The sequence below is a fragment of the Streptomyces sp. SID11385 genome, from assembly GCF_010548245.1.
Classification (GTDB): Bacteria; Actinomycetota; Actinomycetes; order Streptomycetales; family Streptomycetaceae; genus Streptomyces.
Map to the genome: position 1 here is coordinate 1 of NZ_JAAGLR010000733.1, position 16975 is coordinate 16975.

The 16975-nt window shown below is 72.8% G+C and carries 14 protein-coding genes; 4 read left to right on the forward strand and 10 right to left on the reverse strand.

Annotated elements, in window-relative coordinates; genetic code table 11:
* Positions 1-172: 172 nt before the first annotated feature.
* Positions 173-949 (forward strand): metallophosphoesterase family protein, encoded by a 777-nt coding sequence (locus tag G3I42_RS22225; protein ID WP_203607157.1) that lies wholly within the window; start codon positions 173-175, stop codon positions 947-949.
* Positions 950-981: 32 nt separating this feature from the next.
* On the forward strand, positions 982-1491 hold the full coding sequence (locus G3I42_RS22230; RefSeq protein WP_203607158.1) for a MarR family transcriptional regulator: 510 nt from the start codon (positions 982-984) through the stop codon (positions 1489-1491).
* Positions 1492-1500: 9 nt separating this feature from the next.
* Here G3I42_RS22230 and G3I42_RS37765 read toward each other — a convergent pair whose 3' ends face one another.
* The 8 genes from G3I42_RS37765 to kdpF form a co-directional block, all read right to left on the reverse strand.
* Positions 1501-2439: an LD-carboxypeptidase gene (locus G3I42_RS37765; protein ID WP_164288585.1), complete on the reverse strand. Its 939-nt coding sequence runs from the start codon at positions 2437-2439 to the stop codon at positions 1501-1503.
* The gene (locus tag G3I42_RS22240; protein WP_164288587.1) at positions 2436-4448 is read right to left on the reverse strand and encodes a prolyl oligopeptidase family serine peptidase; all 2013 of its coding nucleotides are present in this window, start codon (positions 4446-4448) and stop codon (positions 2436-2438) included. The genes G3I42_RS37765 and G3I42_RS22240 overlap by 4 nt, the downstream gene beginning before the upstream one ends.
* A gap of 52 nt (positions 4449-4500) precedes the next feature.
* A complete protein-coding gene (locus tag G3I42_RS22245; RefSeq protein WP_164288589.1) occupies positions 4501-5847 on the reverse strand; it encodes a M20/M25/M40 family metallo-hydrolase in 1347 nt (448 codons plus the stop codon).
* Positions 5840-6682: a M55 family metallopeptidase gene (locus G3I42_RS22250; RefSeq protein ID WP_164288591.1), complete on the reverse strand. Its 843-nt coding sequence runs from the start codon at positions 6680-6682 to the stop codon at positions 5840-5842. Before G3I42_RS22250 ends, G3I42_RS22245 begins: the two co-directional genes overlap by 8 nt.
* Positions 6683-7037: 355 nt before the next feature.
* Positions 7038-7703 (reverse strand): potassium-transporting ATPase subunit C, encoded by a 666-nt coding sequence (locus G3I42_RS22255; protein WP_164288593.1) that lies wholly within the window; start codon positions 7701-7703, stop codon positions 7038-7040.
* Positions 7704-7709: 6 nt separating this feature from the next.
* Positions 7710-9806, reverse strand: a complete 2097-nt coding sequence (gene kdpB / locus G3I42_RS22260; RefSeq protein ID WP_164288595.1) for a potassium-transporting ATPase subunit KdpB — start codon at positions 9804-9806, stop codon at positions 7710-7712.
* On the reverse strand, positions 9803-11494 hold the full coding sequence (kdpA, locus tag G3I42_RS22265) for a potassium-transporting ATPase subunit KdpA (protein WP_164288597.1): 1692 nt from the start codon (positions 11492-11494) through the stop codon (positions 9803-9805). The genes kdpB and kdpA overlap by 4 nt, the downstream gene beginning before the upstream one ends.
* 8 nt (positions 11495-11502) lie before the next feature.
* Positions 11503-11592: a K(+)-transporting ATPase subunit F gene (gene kdpF / locus G3I42_RS38270; protein ID WP_164288599.1), complete on the reverse strand. Its 90-nt coding sequence runs from the start codon at positions 11590-11592 to the stop codon at positions 11503-11505.
* Positions 11593-11964: 372 nt separating this feature from the next.
* On the opposite strand from kdpF, the gene G3I42_RS22275 reads away from it, so the two are divergent.
* Positions 11965-12405 (forward strand): hypothetical protein, encoded by a 441-nt coding sequence (locus G3I42_RS22275; RefSeq protein ID WP_239096611.1) that lies wholly within the window; start codon positions 11965-11967, stop codon positions 12403-12405.
* A 55-nt stretch (positions 12406-12460) separates the two neighbouring features.
* Here G3I42_RS22275 and G3I42_RS22280 read toward each other — a convergent pair whose 3' ends face one another.
* Complete coding sequence (locus tag G3I42_RS22280) at positions 12461-14932, reverse strand: MFS transporter (RefSeq protein WP_164288601.1); 2472 nt, start codon at positions 14930-14932, stop codon at positions 12461-12463.
* 295 nt (positions 14933-15227) lie between these two features.
* Positions 15228-15671 (reverse strand): SRPBCC family protein, encoded by a 444-nt coding sequence (locus G3I42_RS22285; protein WP_164288603.1) that lies wholly within the window; start codon positions 15669-15671, stop codon positions 15228-15230.
* A gap of 234 nt (positions 15672-15905) precedes the next feature.
* Here G3I42_RS22285 and G3I42_RS22290 point away from each other — a divergent pair.
* The coding region (locus G3I42_RS22290) for an Rv2578c family radical SAM protein (RefSeq protein WP_239096612.1) at positions 15906-16975 on the forward strand (1070 nt) is incomplete at its 3' end.

The window sequence follows — 16975 nt, forward strand, 5'->3', positions numbered from 1 at the left end:
GCGCGGCCGGGTGCCGCGTCATCGGGCTCACGACGGCGTACGGACCCGACGCGCTCACCGCCGCGCACACGCACGCCGCCCGCCACACCGGGGTCCGCGCCGCGCTCCGCGCCCTCGGCGTCCTCCCCGCACCCGGCTTGAACCCCGCGAAGGGGCGCGCGAGCATGACGGGATGATCCCTCGCGCCGTCGCGGTGCTCTCCGATCTCCACGGCGTCCTGCCCGTCCTCGACGCCGTCCTCGCCGAGCCGGACGTGCGCGATGCCGAACTGCTCGTGTTCACCGGCGACTTGGCGGCGGGCCCGCAGCCGGTCGCGGTCCTGGACCGCCTGACCGCCCTCGGGGAGCGCGCCGTGCTCGTACGGGGCAACGCGGACCGCGAGCTCGTGGCCCTCGCGCGCGGCACCCTCGCCGCCGACGGCGCCTGGCCCGTCGACCTGTGGGCCGCCCGGCAGCTCACCCCCGCCCACCTCGCCCTTCTGAACGGGCTCCCGCACCCCGTGACACGCGAGGTCGCGGGCTTCGGCCCCGTCGTGTTCTGCCACGGCACCCCGCGCGACGACGAGGAAGTGGTGCTCGTGGACACCTGCCCCGAGAAGTGGGCGGAGGTCTTCGCCGGGCTGCCGCAGGAGGTGCGGACAGTGGTGTGCGGGCACACCCACATGCCGTTCGTGCGGCTCGTCGGCGGGCGTCTCGTCGTCAACCCGGGCAGCGTCGGGATGCCGTACGGCCGGCCCGGCGGCTCCTGGGCACTGCTGCGCGACGGGCAGGTCTCGCTGCGGCACACGCCCGTGGACGTACCGGCGGCGATCGGGGCGGTCGTCGCGGGTTCGGCGTACCCGGACGCGCGGGCCTGGGCGGAGACGTACGTGGGCGCCGCGGTGGGGGACCTGGAGGCACTCGCGACGTTCCGTGCGAAGGGTGCCGCGACAGGTACGCAAGAAGCTTGACAAAGTTACTTGCGTATTTTTAGCCTCCCCGCATGCCCAGCCCGTCCGCCCCGCCTCCCGCCCCGGCGCCATCCGGAACCGCCGCCGCCGGGGCCGGCGTCGACCGCGCCCAGCGCCTCAACGACGCCATCCGGCGGCTCCGCGCCCGCTTGCGGAGCGAGTCCGGGCAGCACGCGACGGGGCTCACGCCCACGCAGCTCACCGTCCTCGCGAGCGTCGTGCGCGAGGGCCCGGTGACCGCCGCGCGGCTCGCCGCGCTCGACCACGTCAGCGCGCAGTCCATCGCGCAGAGCCTCGCCGCGCTCAAGGCGGCCGGGCTCGTCCGTACCGAGCCCGACCCCTCGGACGGCCGCAAGAAGCTCACCAGCGCGGCTCCTTCGGCCGCCGAGCTGATCGAGCGGCTGCTCGCGGGCCGGGCCGCCTTCCTCGCGCGCGCGATCGACGAGGTCGTGCGTCCCGAGGAGCGCGTGGACGTCGACAAGGCCATCGCGCTTCTCGAACGCCTCGCCCGCGCGGGGCTCGACGACGAGGGGCCCGCCTGAGCGCAGGTCTCAGGCCAGCGCGGGCTCCGTCAGCGTCAGCGTCCCCGCGTCCGCGTCGAGCACGGCCCGGACCCCGAGCGGCATCGTGAGCGCGCCGCGCCCGTGGCCGAAGCCGAAGTTCTCGATCACGGGCACGCCGAGACCGCCGAGACGGTCGGCGAGCAGCGGCCGGATCGCGCTCTCGTACGGGCCGCACTCCTCCCAGGAGCCGAGGAGGACGCCGCGCACCCCGTCGAGCAGTCCGGTGCGCAGGAGTTGCGTGAGGATGCGGTCGAGGCGGTACGCCTCCTCGCCGACGTCCTCCAGGAGCAGCAGCCCGCCCGCGCCGCTCGGCCGCGCGTGCGGGGTGCCGCGTTCGGCGGCGAGGAGCGAGACGCAGCCGCCGAAGGTGACGCCTTCGGCCCGTCCGGGGACGAGGGCGCGGGCGCCTTCGGCGGCGTGCAGGACCTGGACGGCCTCGGGTGCGAAGAGCGTCGCGCGCAGGTGGGCGCGGGAGCCTTCGTGCTGGAGGAAGTCGATCCCGGCGGCCATCGGGCCGTGCAGCGTGGCGAGGTGGAGGCGCGTCGCGAAGTCCTCGTGGAGCGCGGTGATGTCGCTGAAGCCGAGGAAGGGCTTGGGCCCGGCGGCGCGCATCGCGTCCCAGTCGAGCAGGTCGCTCATACGCTGCGCCCCGTATCCGCCCCGCGCGCACAGCACGGCGGCCACGGCCGGGTCGCACCAGGCGGCCTGGAGGTCGGCCGCGCGGTCGGCGTCGGTGCCCGCGAGATACCCGAACTGCGGGTGCCGGTCGAGGACATGGGCGCCGACGACGGGTTCGAGGCCCCACTCGCGCAGGAGGTCGAGCCCCGGTTTGAGGCGGTCCTCGGGGACGGGGCCGCTCGGGGCGACGACGGCGACGCGCGCGCCCGGCGCGAGCCGGGCGGGGCGGGTGAGCGGGACGAGGCTCACCGCTGCTCCGCCGTGCGCAGCTCCAGGTGCGGGACGTCCGCCGCTTCGAAGCCGAACGTCTGCGCGTACAGCGAGAGTTCGGCTTCGAGGGCGCGGACGAGCGTGTCGAGCCTGCGGAATCCGTGGCCCTCGCCCTCGAAGGTGAGGTAGGCGTGCGGGACGCCGCCGCCCGGGGCGCTCGCGAGCGCGTCGAGGAAGCGTTCGCACTGCACGGGCGGGCAGATGGGGTCGTCCAGGCCCTGGAGGAGAACGAAGGGCGCGCCCACCTGCTCGGGGTGGTTCGCGGGCGAGCGTTCCTCGTACCGTCCGGGGACCTCGGCGAGCGGGCCGATGAGTCCTTCGAGGTACTGCGACTCGAAGTCGTGCGTGCCGCTCGTGGCCCAGCCCGTGAGGTCGAGGATCGGGTAGAGGATCGTGCCGCAGGCGTAGACGTCGGTGGAGACGAGCGAGGCGCCCGTGGTCCAGCCGCCCGCGCTGCCGCCGCGCACCGCCAGGCGCGCGGGATCGGCGAGCCCTTCGTCGGCGAGGGCCCGGGCGACGGCGGCGCAGTCCTCGACGTCCACGATGCCCCACTGCTCGCGCAGCCGCTCGCGGTACTCCTTGCCGTAGTGGGCCGAGCCGCCGTAGTTGACCTCCGCGACGCCGATGCCGCGCGAGGTGAAGTAGGCGATCTCCAGGTCCAGGACGCACGGCGCGTACCCGGTGGGTCCTCCGTGCGCCCACATCACGTACGGGGCGGGCGTCCCGGCGGGCCCGGTGGCCTCCGGGTGGTGCGGCGGGTACAGGTGGACGTGGATGTCGCGGCCCCCGGGGCCGGTGAAGACGCGTTCCTCGGCGACCGGGTAGTAGGCCGGGTCCACGGCGTCGTGGTGCGGGGCGGCGACGACGCGGGCGCGCCCGGTGCCGGTGTCGAGTTCGACGATCTCGGCGCCCGAGGTGGGTCCGGCGGCGATCCCGGTGACGCGGCTGCCGTGCACGGCGAGGGTCGCGGACCACTCGGTCCAGGGCCCGACGGCGTCCACGAGGGTGCCCGCGGCGGGGTCGAGGATGCCGAGGGCGTTGCCGCCGCGCCCGTGGAGCATCGCGACGAGGCCGCCTTCGAGGGGGGCGAACCAGCGCATCCCCGCCTTCCACAGCGGGCCGCCGGTCTCCTCCTCGCGCGGGCACAGGTTGGTGGCCTCGCCGCTGGCGGGGTCGACGCGGTGCAGGTTCCACCAGTTGCCGCGCTCGGTCGCCGCGAGGAGCGCGCCCTCGGGCGTGAACTCGGCCTGCGCGACGGCTTCCCCGGGGCCGCCGATGAGGGTGCGGGCGGCGGTGAGGGTGCCGTCGGGGGAGATGGTCGCGTGCCGCAGTTCGGTGCCGTCCCAGGGCATGCGCGGGTGGTCCCAGGCGAGCCACACGGCCTGCGTGCCGTCCGGGGAGAGCTTGGGCCCGGTGACGAACCGGTGCGCCGCGTCGGTCAGTTCGCGTACCGCCGCGCGGTCGCCGGCCGCCGAGCCGTCGAGAGGTACGGCCGCGAGCACGCGCCGCAGGTCGGTCGGCTCCCCGCCGGTGAACTCCTCCAGTACGCACCATACTTCGTCGCCAGAGGGGGCGAAGACCGGCTCGCACCAGCGCAGTCCGCCGCCGACCGGGGAGAGCGGGGTGAGCGGGCGCGGCTCGCTGCCCGGGGCGTCCGGCTCGACCACGTACAGGCGCTGGTCGCCGAAGTGCGTGAAGACGACGAGCGGCCCGTGCTCCCCCGTGCGGCCCGTCCAGGGGAAACCCCCGTATCCCATCACGCTGTTGCGCACGTTCCACGGCGCGGGCAGCGCGCTCTCCTCGGTGCCGTCCGCGCGTCGCCGCACGAGCGTCCTGCGACCGCCCTCGGCGGGGCGCGGCGCGGTCCACCACAGCTCGTCACCGACATGGCCGAGGTGGTCGGGCGAGCCGTCGTGGCTCGCGGCGGTCTCCGCATCGATCGGTGACGGCCAGGTGCCGTAGGGGAGTTCGGCGGGGGTGCTGCCCATGGATGCCTCTCTCGGAAGGTACGTGCGTGCGGCGGGAGCGCGGTCCCGCGGCTCAGGCGGTGCGCAGGAAGCGGTCCAGGACGCGGACGCCGAAGTGGAGGGCGTCCACGGGGACGCGCTCGTCGACGCCGTGGAAGAGCGCGTTGTAGTCGAGCCCGGGCGGCATCCGCAGCGGCGAGAAGCCGTAGCCGGTGATGCCGAGGCGCGAGAACTGCTTGGCGTCGGTGCCGCCCGACATGCAGTACGGGACCGGGATGCCCTCGGGCGCGAACTCCCGTACGGCTTCCCGCATCCGCGCGTACGTGGGCGAGTCGAGCGGGGCGGTCAGCGCGGTCTCGCGGTGGTGGAACTCCCAGGCCACGTCGGGCCCGGTCAGCTCGTCCATCGTGGCGCGGAACTCGTCCTCGTGACCGGGCAGGAAGCGGCCGTCGATCATCGCCGTGGCGCTGCCGGGGATCACGTTGACCTTGTAACCGGCGTTCAGCATCGTGGGGTTGGAGCTGTTGCGGACGGTCGAGGCGACGAGCGAGGCGGCGGGGCCGAGCTTCGCGAGATAGGCGTCGACATCGAAATCCGGTGCTTCCAGGTCGGCTTCGAGCCCGTAGACGGCGCCGATGTCCTTGAGCGCGGCGCTCACGACGGGGGTGAGGCGGACGGGCCACTTGTGGGCGCCGATGCGGGTCACGGCGGCGGCGAGGCGGCTCACCGCGTTCTCCGCGTTCGCCTTGGAGCCGTGCCCCGCGCGTCCGCGTGCGGTCAACTCCAGCCAGGCGGTGCCGCGTTCCCCGGCGGCGATGGGGTACAGCTCGTTGCCCGAGCCGTCGTGGAAGGTGAAGGCCCCGGACTCGCTGACGCCCTCGCTGACGCCCTCGAAGAGGTGGCCGTGCTCCTCGGCGAGGAACTCGGAGCCGTCCTCGGCGCTCGCCTCCTCGTCGGCGGTGAAGGCGACGACGATGTCGCGCCGGGGCCGCACCCCGGTGCGGTGCCAGGAGTTGAGGACGGCGAGGATCATCGCGTCCATGTTCTTCATGTCGACGGCACCGCGCCCCCACACGAGACCGTCGCGCACCTCGCCCGAGAACGGGTCGACGCTCCAGTCCGCCGCCTGCGCGGGCACGACGTCGAGGTGGCCGTGCACGAGCAGCCCGGGAGCGGTGGGATCGGTGCCGGGGACGCGCACGACGACGTTGGCGCGGTCCTTCGCGCGTTCCAGGAGCACGGGCTCGTGCCCGGCCTCGGCCAGGCGGGCCGCGCAGTACTCGGCAGCGGGTCGTTCCCGGCAGTCGCCGCCGCCCCTGTTCGTGGTGTCGATGCGGATGAGGTCGGACGTGTAGGTGACGACCTCGTCGAGGGAGAGGGCGTCGGGGCCCTCGGCGGCGGGAGTCTGCTGCTCAGCCATACTGCTCCTCCACTGCTCCGGAGGCGATCGAGCACACCGACTTGAAGGTGCGGTACGCCTCGTACATGGTCGGGCTCTCGAAGGAGACCTTGCGTTCGCCCGCGCGCGCGACGCCGGGGATCGAGGTGACGATCTGCGAGAGATGCGCGGCGTCGAACTCGACGTCGATCGTGTGCGGTGCGGCGGGCACGGGCTCGTGGCGCCCCGCGAGCGCCACGGCCTCCTTCGCGGCGGCGCGGATGTCCTTGGCCGTCCGGGTCGGGGTGCGGCAGATCGCCGCGTACCGCGAGACGTGGTCCTTCACGGCGACCTTGCGGGCCTCGGGCGCGTACCCCTCGGCGTCCCGGCAGGCGAGGTCGTCGCCGGTGACGAGGATGACGGGGATGCCGTACTCGGCGACGAGCGCGGCGTTCAGCAGGCCCTCGCTCGCGCGGCGTCCGTCGAGCCACACGCCGGTGATCTGGTTGGCGAGGAAGGTGTGCGCGAGGACGCCCTCCATCCCGGCCCCGGCGTGGTAGCCGACGAAGGCGATCGCGTCGGCGGCGCGGGCTCCCTCGTACTGCGCGCCCTCGACCATGCTGAGGTCCTTGTGCTTGCCGGTGAGCATCTCGACGCGCTCGTCCATCCGCTCGATGAGCAGGTTGCGCATCGACCAGTGCGCCTCGTTGACGAGCACGGAGTCCGCGCCGCCGTCGTAGAAGCCGCGCACGGCGGCGTCGACGTCGGAGGTGAACATCGGCCGGCACCGCTCCCAGAGCGGGGTTCCCGGCAGGACGTCGCCGGGCCAGGTGACGCCGGTGGCGCCCTCCATGTCGGCGCTGATCAGAATCCGCACGCGTCCTCCTCTCGTCGGGGCGGGGCCCTGGGCGGGCGGCCCCGACAGAGTAGATCTTGCGGCAGGCGCGCAGGTCAATGGCCTTCCGTTCGGGGTGGCGGCACCGCCAATGGCGGTACCAGTGGCGGTGGCGGGAGGCCCGGGGCTGCGCCCCGGGCCCCTTGCGGGGGCTTCGCCACCGCGCCCCCTGTTCGGGGCTCCGCCCCGGGCCCGATCCGGGGCTCCGCCCCGGGCCCCGCTCCTCAAGCTCCCCCAGCCTTCGGCCGGGAGGTACCCCCAGAGGGGCTGGTTTTTGGTGCGGGTCGCATTTTGCGCGCGGGTCGGATTCGGCTGCGGGTCTGGATTTTGGTGCGGGTCAGTGCTGGGCCGCCTCCCGCAGGGCGATGTTCAGCTTCAGGACGTTCACCCTCGGCTCGCCCGCGAAGCCCAGCGTGCGGTCGGTCGTGTGGGCGTCGATCAGGGCGCGGACCTTGTGCAGCGGCAGGTCGTTGCGTTCGGCGACGCGGCGGGCCTGGAGGGCGGCGTACTTCGGGGAGATGTCGGGGTCCAGGCCCGAGCCGGAGGAGGTGACGGCGTCGGCGGGGACGTCGGCGGGGTCCACCGGGTGGCCGGGGACCGAGTTGTCCCGTACGACGGCCGACTTGGCGTCCCGGACCCAGCTGATCAGCTCCTTGTTGTCGCCCGAGCGGTTCGTCGCGCCCGACAGAATGAGCTTGTACTGCGTGTTGACGCTGTTCGTGCCGAGGCCGTTGGACGGGCGCGGCTGGAAGAAGCGCAGGTCGGGGCGGGGGGTGTCCTCGCCCTTCTTGGCGGGCAGGTCGTAGCGCTGACCGATGAGCGCGGAGCCGACGACCTTGCCGTTCTCCTTGATCTCGGAGCCGTTGGCCTTGTCGTGGAAGAGGCCCTGGGCGATGCCGGTGATCGCGAGGGGGTAGAGCACCCCGGTGACGACGGTCAGGACGAGCAGGGCGCGCAGCCCGGCCCACAGGAGTCGTCCCGTGGTGCCTGCGGTGGAGTTCATGGCGGGTCACCCGATTCCGGGGATGAGCGAGACGAGGAGGTCGACGAGCTTGATGCCGAGGAACGGCGCGATCAGGCCGCCGAGGCCGTAGAGGCCCAGGTTGCGGCGGAGGAGCTGGTCCGCTCCCGCCGCCCGGTAGCGGACGCCCTTGAGGGCGAGCGGGACGAGCGCCACGATGATCAGCGCGTTGAAGACCACGGCGGAGAGGATCGCCGACTCGGGCGAGTCGAGGCGCATGATGTTGAGCTTGTCGAGCCCGGGATAGGTCGCGGCGAACATCGCCGGGATGATCGCGAAGTACTTCGCGACGTCGTTGGCGATCGAGAACGTCGTCAGCGCGCCCCGGGTCATGAGCAGTTGCTTGCCGATCGAGACGATCTCGATGAGCTTGGTGGGGTCGGAGTCGAGGTCCACCATGTTCCCGGCCTCCTTGGCGGCCGAGGTCCCGGTGTTCATCGCGACGCCGACGTCCGCCTGGGCGAGCGCGGGCGCGTCGTTCGTGCCGTCGCCCGTCATCGCGACGAGCCGGCCGCCAGCCTGCTCGCGCCGGATGAGCGCGAGCTTGTCCTCCGGGGTCGCCTCGGCGAGGAAGTCGTCGACGCCCGCCTCCTTCGCGACGGCGGCGGCGGTCAGCGGGTTGTCGCCCGTGATCATGACGGTGCGGATGCCCATGCGGCGCAGTTCCGCGAACCGCTCCCGCATCCCCGCCTTCACGACGTCCTTGAGGTGGACGACGCCGAGGACGCGAGCCCCGTGCGCGTCCTCGACGGCGACGAGCAGCGGGGTGCCGCCGCTCCCGCCGATCTCGTCCGCGATCTTGGCCGCCTCCTCGCCGGGCTCGCCGCCGCACGCGCGGACCCAGTCCCGTACGGAACCCGCGGCGCCCTTGCGGATGCGGGTCCCGGCGGCCGGCAGGTCCACGCCGGACATGCGGGTCTGCGCGGTGAACGGCACGTTCTCCGTGCCGGCGGGGCTCTCCTCGTACGGCCCGGGCTCCCGCTCCTCGGCGAGCGCGACGATGGAGCGGCCCTCCGGCGTCTCGTCGGCGAGCGAGGACAGGCGTGCCGCGCGGGCGAGTTCGGCCTCGGTGACGCCGGTGACGGGGAGGAAGGCGCTCGCGCGGCGGTTCCCGTGCGTGATGGTGCCCGTCTTGTCGAGGAGCAGTGTCGATATGTCGCCCGCCGCCTCGACGGCGCGGCCCGAGGTGGCGAGGACGTTGCGCTGCACGAGGCGGTCCATGCCCGCGATGCCGATCGCGGAGAGCAGCGCGCCGATCGTCGTCGGGATGAGGCAGACCAGGAGCGCGACGAGGACCGTGACGGACTGGTCGGCGCCCGCGTAGTGCGCGAAGGGCTGGAGGGTGACGACGGCGAGGAGGAAGACGATCGTGAGCGAGGCGAGCAGGATCGTGAGCGCGATCTCGTTCGGCGTCTTCTGGCGTGCCGCGCCCTCCACGAGGCCGATCATGCGGTCGATGAAGGTGTCGCCGGGCTTCGCCGTGACGCGGACGACGACGCGGTCCGAGAGGACGCGGGTGCCGCCGGTCACGGCGCAGCGGTCGCCGCCCGATTCGCGGATGACGGGCGCGGACTCACCCGTGATGGCCGACTCGTCGACGGAGGCGACGCCTTCGACGACGTCCCCGTCACCGGGGATGACGTCCCCGGCCTCGCACACCACGAGGTCGCCGACGCGCAGCGCGCTGCCGGGGACCTGTTCCTCGGCGGTCCCGTTCAGGCGGCGCGCGACGGTCTCGCTGCGGGTACGGCGCAGGGACGCGGCCTGGGCCTTGCCGCGGCCCTCGGCGACGGCCTCGGCGAGGTTCGCGAAGAGCGTCGTGAGCCAGAGCCACGCGGCGATCGTCCAGCCGAACCAGTCCCCGGGGTGGAGGCAGGCGAAGACCGTGGTGAGGACGGAGCCGATCTCGACCACGAACATGACCGGGGACTTGACCATGACGCGCGGGTCGAGCTTGCGCAGCGCCTCGGGGAGGGACCGCACGAGCTGGGCGGGGTCGAAGAGGCCGCCGGCGACGCGTTCCGTGGTGTCCGGGGGTTCCGGCTGGTCCGGCGCCGGTTGCCGGACAGGGGTGACGGTGCTCATGAGGCGAGCCCTTCGGCGAGCGGTCCCAGCGCGAGCGCGGGGAAGTAGGTGAGTCCGGTGATGATGAGGAGGGTGCCGGTGAGCACCCCGGTGAAGAGGGGCTTCGCGGTGCGGAGGGTGCCGGCCGTCTCGGGGACGGGACGCCGTGAGGCGAAGGAGCCCGCGAGGGCGAGGACGAAGACCATCGGCAGGAAGCGGCCGAGGAGCATCGCGAGACCGATCGTGGTGTTGAACCACTGCGTGTCGGCGTTGAGCCCGGCGAACGCGGAGCCGTTGTTGTTGGCGCCCGAGGTGTACGCGTACAGGATCTCGGAGAAGCCGTGCGGGCCCGAGTTCGTCATCGAGTTCCCCGGCGTGGGCAGCGCCAGCGCGGCGGCCGTGAAGCACAGGACGAGCGCCGGGGTGACGAGGATGTAGAGCGCGGCGAGTTTGATCTCGCGCGGCCCGATCTTCTTGCCGAGGTATTCGGGGGTGCGGCCGACCATGAGTCCGGCGAGGAATACCGCGATGACGGCGATGATGAGCATTCCGTAGAGCCCGGAACCGACACCACCGGGTGCGATCTCGCCCAATTGCATGCCCAGCATCGTGATGCCGCCGCCGAGTCCGGTGAAGGACGAGTGGAAGGAATTGACCGCGCCGGTCGAGGTGAGCGTCGTCGCGACCGAGAAGAGCGAGGAACCGCCGATTCCGAAACGTGTTTCCTTGCCTTCCATGGCGCCGCCCGCGAGGTCGAAGGCGGGGCCGTGATGGGCGAATTCCGTCCACATCATGAGCGCGGTGAAACCGAGCCAGATGAGACCCATCGTGGCGAGGATCGCGTATCCCTGGCGCACCGAGCCGACCATGCGGCCGAAGGTGCGGGTCAGGGAGAAGGGGATCACCAGGATGAGGAAGATCTCCAGAAGGTTGGAGAGCGGGTTCGGGTTCTCGAAGGGGTGCGCGGAATTGGCGTTGAAATAGCCGCCGCCGTTGGTGCCGAGTTCCTTGATCGCCTCCTGCGAGGCGACCGCTCCCCCGTTGAACTGCTGCGTCCCGCCGGAGAACTGGCCGACCTCGTGGATGCCGGTGAAGTTCTGGATCGCGCCGCACGCGACGAGCAGGACGGCGGCGACGGCGGCGATCGGCAGCAGGACGCGGACCGTGCCGCGTACGAGGTCGGACCAGAAGTTGCCCAGCTCACCGTTCCCGGCGCCGAGCTTGCGGCCCAGCAGGCGGGGGTGGGCGAAACCGCGGACGAGGGCGATCGCGACGGCCATGCCGACGGCGGCCGAGACGAAGTTCTGCACCGCGAGGCCGCCGGTCTGCACGACGTGGCCCATCGCCTGCTCGCCGTAGTAGGACTGCCAGTTGGTATTGGCGACGAAGGAGGCGGCGGTGTTGAACGCCTGGTCCGGGTCGATCGAGGAGAAACCGAGCGAGCCGGGCAGGATTCCCTGGAGGCGCTGGAGCGCGTACAGGAAGAGGAGGGATACGAGGGAAAAGGCGAGCACACCGCGCAGATAGGCGGGCCACCGCATCGCGGTGTCCGGGTTCGCGCCGATGGCCCGGTAGATCCATTTCTCCACCCGGAGGTGGCGGGGCGAGGAATACACCCGCGCCATGTAGTCGCCGAGCGGCCGGTACGAGAGGCCGAGGGCGACGACGAGCGCGAGCAACTGAAGTATTCCGGCCAGAACAGGACTCATGTCGCCGCTCAGAACCTCTCCGGACGGACCAGCGCGAGGACGAGGTACACGAGGAGGGCGAGGGCGACGAGAAGCCCGGTGATGTTTTCGGCGGTCACAGCTTCGTCACCCCTTTCGCGACGAGGGCCACGAGCGCGAACACCGCGAGCATGGTGGCCACGAAGGCCAGATCGGCCATCGTTGACTCCTGAGAGCTAAGCCGTGCGTTTCCACGGTCTGAACGGTTGGATACGTTCCGATCGAAACGCGGTTTCCGTCGCTCCGCAGCGCTGTTGACGCCGTCCATATGGCGCGCGGGGCGCTCTTGACGGATTCCGTACGCCGGGGAGTGCGCCGGGGGCGGGGAGGGGGCGCGGCGTCCACCGGACCGCGCCCGGGGCTCCGCACGGTGCGTGGACGCGCGCGCCCTGCGCCGGGGCTCTTCCCCGGATTCCCGGCGCACCCGGGCGCGCGCGGACATCATGATCCTCATGAGCCCCATGAAGCACACGACCCGCGGGAGCCGCACCCTCGCGGCCGCCGTACTCCTCACCGTCTGCGCGACGCTCACTGCCTGCGGCGGCGACGCCGGCAGCGGCGCGTCCGACGCGGATAACGACCCCGGCATCGCGGCGGCCGAGTCCGCGGTCGGCATCCCGCCGGAGCCGGCCGGCGCCTCCCGCGCGGCGCTCCTGCTCGCGCTCCGCGCGGTCGCCCCGAACGCGGCCGACACGGCGCACGAGGACACGGCGATCGACGCCGCCCGCGAGCAGTGCTCCGCGATCAACGGGGGCGCCTCGAACCTCGCCGCCGCCGCGGCGGCGCGCTTCTCCTACGACGGCATCGTCACCAGCCCCGCCCAGGGCAAGGCGATCAACGCGGCGATCGAGGACTCGGGCTTCTGCGCGTCGATGGAGATGCCGAGCCGCTGAGCGGCGGCCCGGCCGGGGAGGTGGCCGGGCCGCCGCTCAGCGGGGCAGGTGGGGGTCAGTCCTCGTGTCCCAGGAGCAGGTCCCGCTCCGTGCGGCCGCCGCCCGCCACCTGGAGGACCGTGGCGACCGGCGGGTAGCCCGCCGCGATGACCGTGTACTCGCCGGAGGACAGGTCCACGAAGCGGAAGCTGCCGTCGGCCTCGGTCGTGAGCGAGTCGACGACGTTGCCGGCCGCGTCGAGCAGCGTCACGCGCGCGTCCTCGACGGGGCGCCCGCCCCTGGCCCGCACCGTCCCGCGCAGTACCGCTCCCCCGGCCAGTTCCACGTCCTGCCGGGTCTCGCGCGCCGCCTGCACGGTGAGCGGCAGCGCGGCGGGGCGGAAGGCGGTCGCGCTCGCGGCGAGCGTGTACTCGCCCGCGACGAGGTCGTCGAGCACGTACGCCCCGTCGTGTTCCGAGCGCGTGTGCGCGACGACCTCGCCGCGTACGTCCGTGAGCGTCACCGAGGCGCCCGCGACAGGTGTGCCGTCCGCGGTCCTGACCCGCCCCGCGAGCCGCCCCGCGCCGCCGAGCACGACGTCCAGTTCCACGGGCCGCTCCGCGACCGTCACTGTGACCGCCTGCGGCTGGTGGCCGCCCGCGGCGGCGATGAGCACGTACGAGCCGATGCCCGGGGTCGCGAGCGCGTACCTCCCGTCCTCGCCGCTCGCGCCGCGTCCGACCTGTTGCCCCGCGATGTCGATGAGCGTGAGCGCGGCGCGCGGGACGGGGCTGCCGTCCGGGTGCTGGACGCTGCCGCACACCGGGACCCCGGGGCCCGCGTGCGGGGTGCGGCTGGCGGGGAGGCGGACTTCGGTGGTGTCGGCGAGCGCCTCGGGGCCCGGCCCGGCGGGCTCGGCGGGGGTGTGCGCTGCGGCGGTGGACACGAGGGGGGTCTCCTTCAGGAAGCAGGCGATCAGCAGGCCGAGGGCGAGCACCGGCACGAGGTAGAGGAAGATCCTCGGCATCGCGTCGGCGTACGCCTGGATGAATCCGTCCCGCAGCGGCGCCGGGAGGTGGTGCACGAGCTGCGGGGTGACGGACTCGGGGTCGGGCAGGGTGTCACCGGCGCCCGCGGGCAGCCGGTCGGCGAGCGCGTCGGCGAGGCGGCTCGCGAAGAGGGTGCCGAAGATCGCGGCCCCGACGCTGCCGCCGATCTGCCGGAAGTAGTTGTTCGCGCTCGTCGCCGTGCCGAGGTCGCCGGGGCGCACGGCGTTCTGCACGGCGAGGACGAGGACCGGCATGATGAGCCCGATCCCGGCGCCGAGCACGGCCATCCACACGCTGTACGCGAACCGCGAGGTGCCGATCTCCAGGCGGGACAGGAGCCACATGCCGAGCGTGGAGAGGACGCCGCCGAGGATCGGGTAGATCCGGTAGTGCCCGGTGTGCGTGATGAGCTGTCCCGCGACGATCGAGGCGATGACGACGCCGCCCATCATCGGCAGCATGAGCAGCCCGGACTCGGTGGCGCTCGCCCCGTCGACCATCTGGAGGTAGGTCGGCAGGTAGCTCGCCGCGCCGAAGAGCGCGACGCCCACGACGGCGCCGACGAGTCCCGTGACGTTGAAGGCGCGCTCGCGGAACAGGCGCAGCGGGATGAGCGGTTCGGTGGCGTAGTGCTCGGCGAGCAGGAAGAGCGCGGAGCTGACGACGGCGCCCGCGCCGAGCCCGATGATCATGCGCGAGCCCCACGCGTACTCGGTGCCGCCCCAGCTCGTGAGCAGCACGAGGCACGCGGAGGCGACGGCGAGGAGGGTCGCGCCGAGCACGTCGAGCTTCGCCTTGCGGCGCGGCCGGGGCAGTTTCAGGACGAGGGTGACGACGACGAGGGTCAGCACGCCGAAGGGGACGTTGAAGTAGAAGCACCAGCGCCAGGAGACGTGGTCGGTGAAGAAGCCGCCGAGGAGCGGCCCCGCGACGGAGGCGAGGCCGAAGGAGGCGCCGATGAGGCCCATGTACTTGCCGCGTTCGCGCGGCGGCACGATGTCCCCGATGATCGCCTGCACGCCGATCATCAGGCCGCCCGCGCCGATGCCCTGGATGGCGCGGAAGGCGATGAGCTGGTCCATCGAGCGGGACCAGCCGGCGAGCGCGGAGCCGACGACGAAGACGAGGATCGCGAACTGGAAGACGCCCTTGCGCCCGAAGAGGTCGCCGAGCTTCCCGTAGATCGGCAGCCCCACCGTCGAGGTGAGCAGGTACGCGGTGATCGCCCACGACATGCGGTCGAGGCCGTGCAGCTCGCCGACGATCTTCGGGAGCGCGGTCGCCACGATCATCTGTTCGAGCGCCGCGAGGAGAAGCGCGAGCATGAGCCCGAGGAAGACGGTACGCAGCTGCGCCCGGGTCAGCTCGGGCGGCGCCTGCGCCGGCGGCGGGTCGTCCGCCCGCGGGGGGACGGGGAGAGGGGGCGCCGGCTTGGCGAGGGGCGCACCACCCCGTTCGTCGAGCCCCGGCCAGTTCTCCGCCAGCGTCGTACCGCTCACCCTTGTCCCCTTCGTCCGCCCGTGCGGGGACAGTTCTCGCATCGCGTTCCGTGGCGGCGCAAGTACGAAGAGTGCGGAGGAAGGGGCGGTTGTGCGCGGGCGCACGGACATCTGTGCCGGTGAGGGCCTTACGGCGTATGGCGGAGGGGATACGGAGATCCACTCATCTCAGTGACACCGGAACGGCGGGAGACGCAGCAGCGTGTTGACGCCGGAGGGGCACAACGCAGCCCCTCCGGCGATTGAGGAGCGGGGGTCCGGGGCGGAGCCCCGCGAGGTCAGCCCCGGAACCGGGTCACGCCCCGAAGTGCGCGGCGAGCTTCGCGAGTTCCGCGTCGTAGATCCGCGCGAGCCCCTTCGGGGCGAACGTCTTCTCGAAGAAGCCGCCGATGCCGCCGGCGCCGTCCCACGTCGTCGTGACGACGACGCGCGAGGAGTCCTCGCCGCTCGGCGTCACGGTCCACGTCGTCACCATCGAGGAGTTGCGGTCCTTCTCGACGAGCTGGCCGTCCTGCGGTTCGCCGACCTCCAGGAGGCAGTCCCTGATCCGCTTGCTCGTCGCCTGGAGCTTCCAGTGGACGAGGGTGCCCTCGCCGTCGCCGCCCTCGCGCACCTCGTACTCGCTGAACTGTTCGGGCAGGAGCTTCTCGCGCGTGCCGCTGTAGTCGGCGAGCGCGTCGAAGACGTCCTCGGGGCCGGCCGCGATGATCCGCTCCGTCGTCGCCTCGACCTGCGCCATTGCACTACCTCCAGGGACTTCACCGGGTGTTCTCACACGCCCGCCGCTGCGGCGGTGAGGCCCACCCAACCACCGCCGGGCCACGCCGCCAAATCCAGCCTCCCAGCGATCAAGGGAACAAGTGTTCTATTGTTCGAAAGCGACCCGTCCGCGCTCCGTGCGCGCTCCGTCCGCGCCCTGTTCGCGGCCCGCGTCTCGCACGCGGCCGGTCCGCGACCCCGAGGAGGCCGCCCCATGCGCTGGGACAACCTGAACGACACCGCCACCGACCCCACGACCGCGAGGAACGCGCTGTTCTCCGCCGAGTCCGTCACGACCCGCACCTTCGACACCCCCGAATTCGCGGGCATCACCTTCCACGAGATACGCGCCCGCTCGATCGTCAACCGCGTCCCGGGCGCCTCGCGGATGCCCTTCGAATGGACCGTGAACCCCTACCGGGGCTGCTCGCACGCCTGCGTCTACTGTTTCGCGCGCAAGACGCACAGCTACCTCGACCTCGACACGGGCCTCGGCTTCGACAGCCAGATCGTCGTCAAGGTCAACGCGCCCGAACTGCTCCGCAAGCGCCTCGCCTCCCCGCGCTGGCAGGGCGAGCACATCGCGATGGGCACCAACGTGGACTGCTACCAGCGCGCCGAGGGCCGGTACGGGCTCATGCCGGGCATCATCACGGCGCTCACCGAGTACGCCAACCCGTTCAGCATCCTCACCAAGGGCACGCTGATCCTCCGCGATCTCCCGCTGCTCGCCGAGGCGGCGCGCGTGACGCAGGTCGGCGTCTCGGTCTCGGTCGGCTTCACCGACGAGGCGCTGTGGCGCACGGTCGAGCCCGGCACCCCCGCCCCCGCCCGGCGCCTCGACGTCGTACGGCGCCTGGGCGAGCGGGGCCTGGACTGCGGCGTCCTCATGGCCCCCGTCATCCCCTACCTGGGCGACGGCCCCGAGCAACTGGAGGCCACGGTGCGGGCCATCGCCGAAGCGGGCGCCACCTCCGTCACACCGCTCGTACTGCACCTGCGGCCCGGCGCGCGCGAGTGGTTCATGTCCTGGCTCGCCCGCGAGCGCCCGCACCTCGTCGGGCCCTACCGGCGCCTGTACGGGGACGGGGCCTACGCGCCGACGTGGTACCAGCGCCGCGTCACGCGCCAGGTCCACGAACTCGCCCGCGCCTACGGCATGGGCGAACGGCGCGCCGCCTCGTGGCGCGCCGAGCGGGGCGACGACGGCGGGCGGCGCGGTGGTACGGGGGAGGGCGCGGGGCGCGGCGGTACGGGAGAGGCCGGGCGGCGCGGTGGTACGGG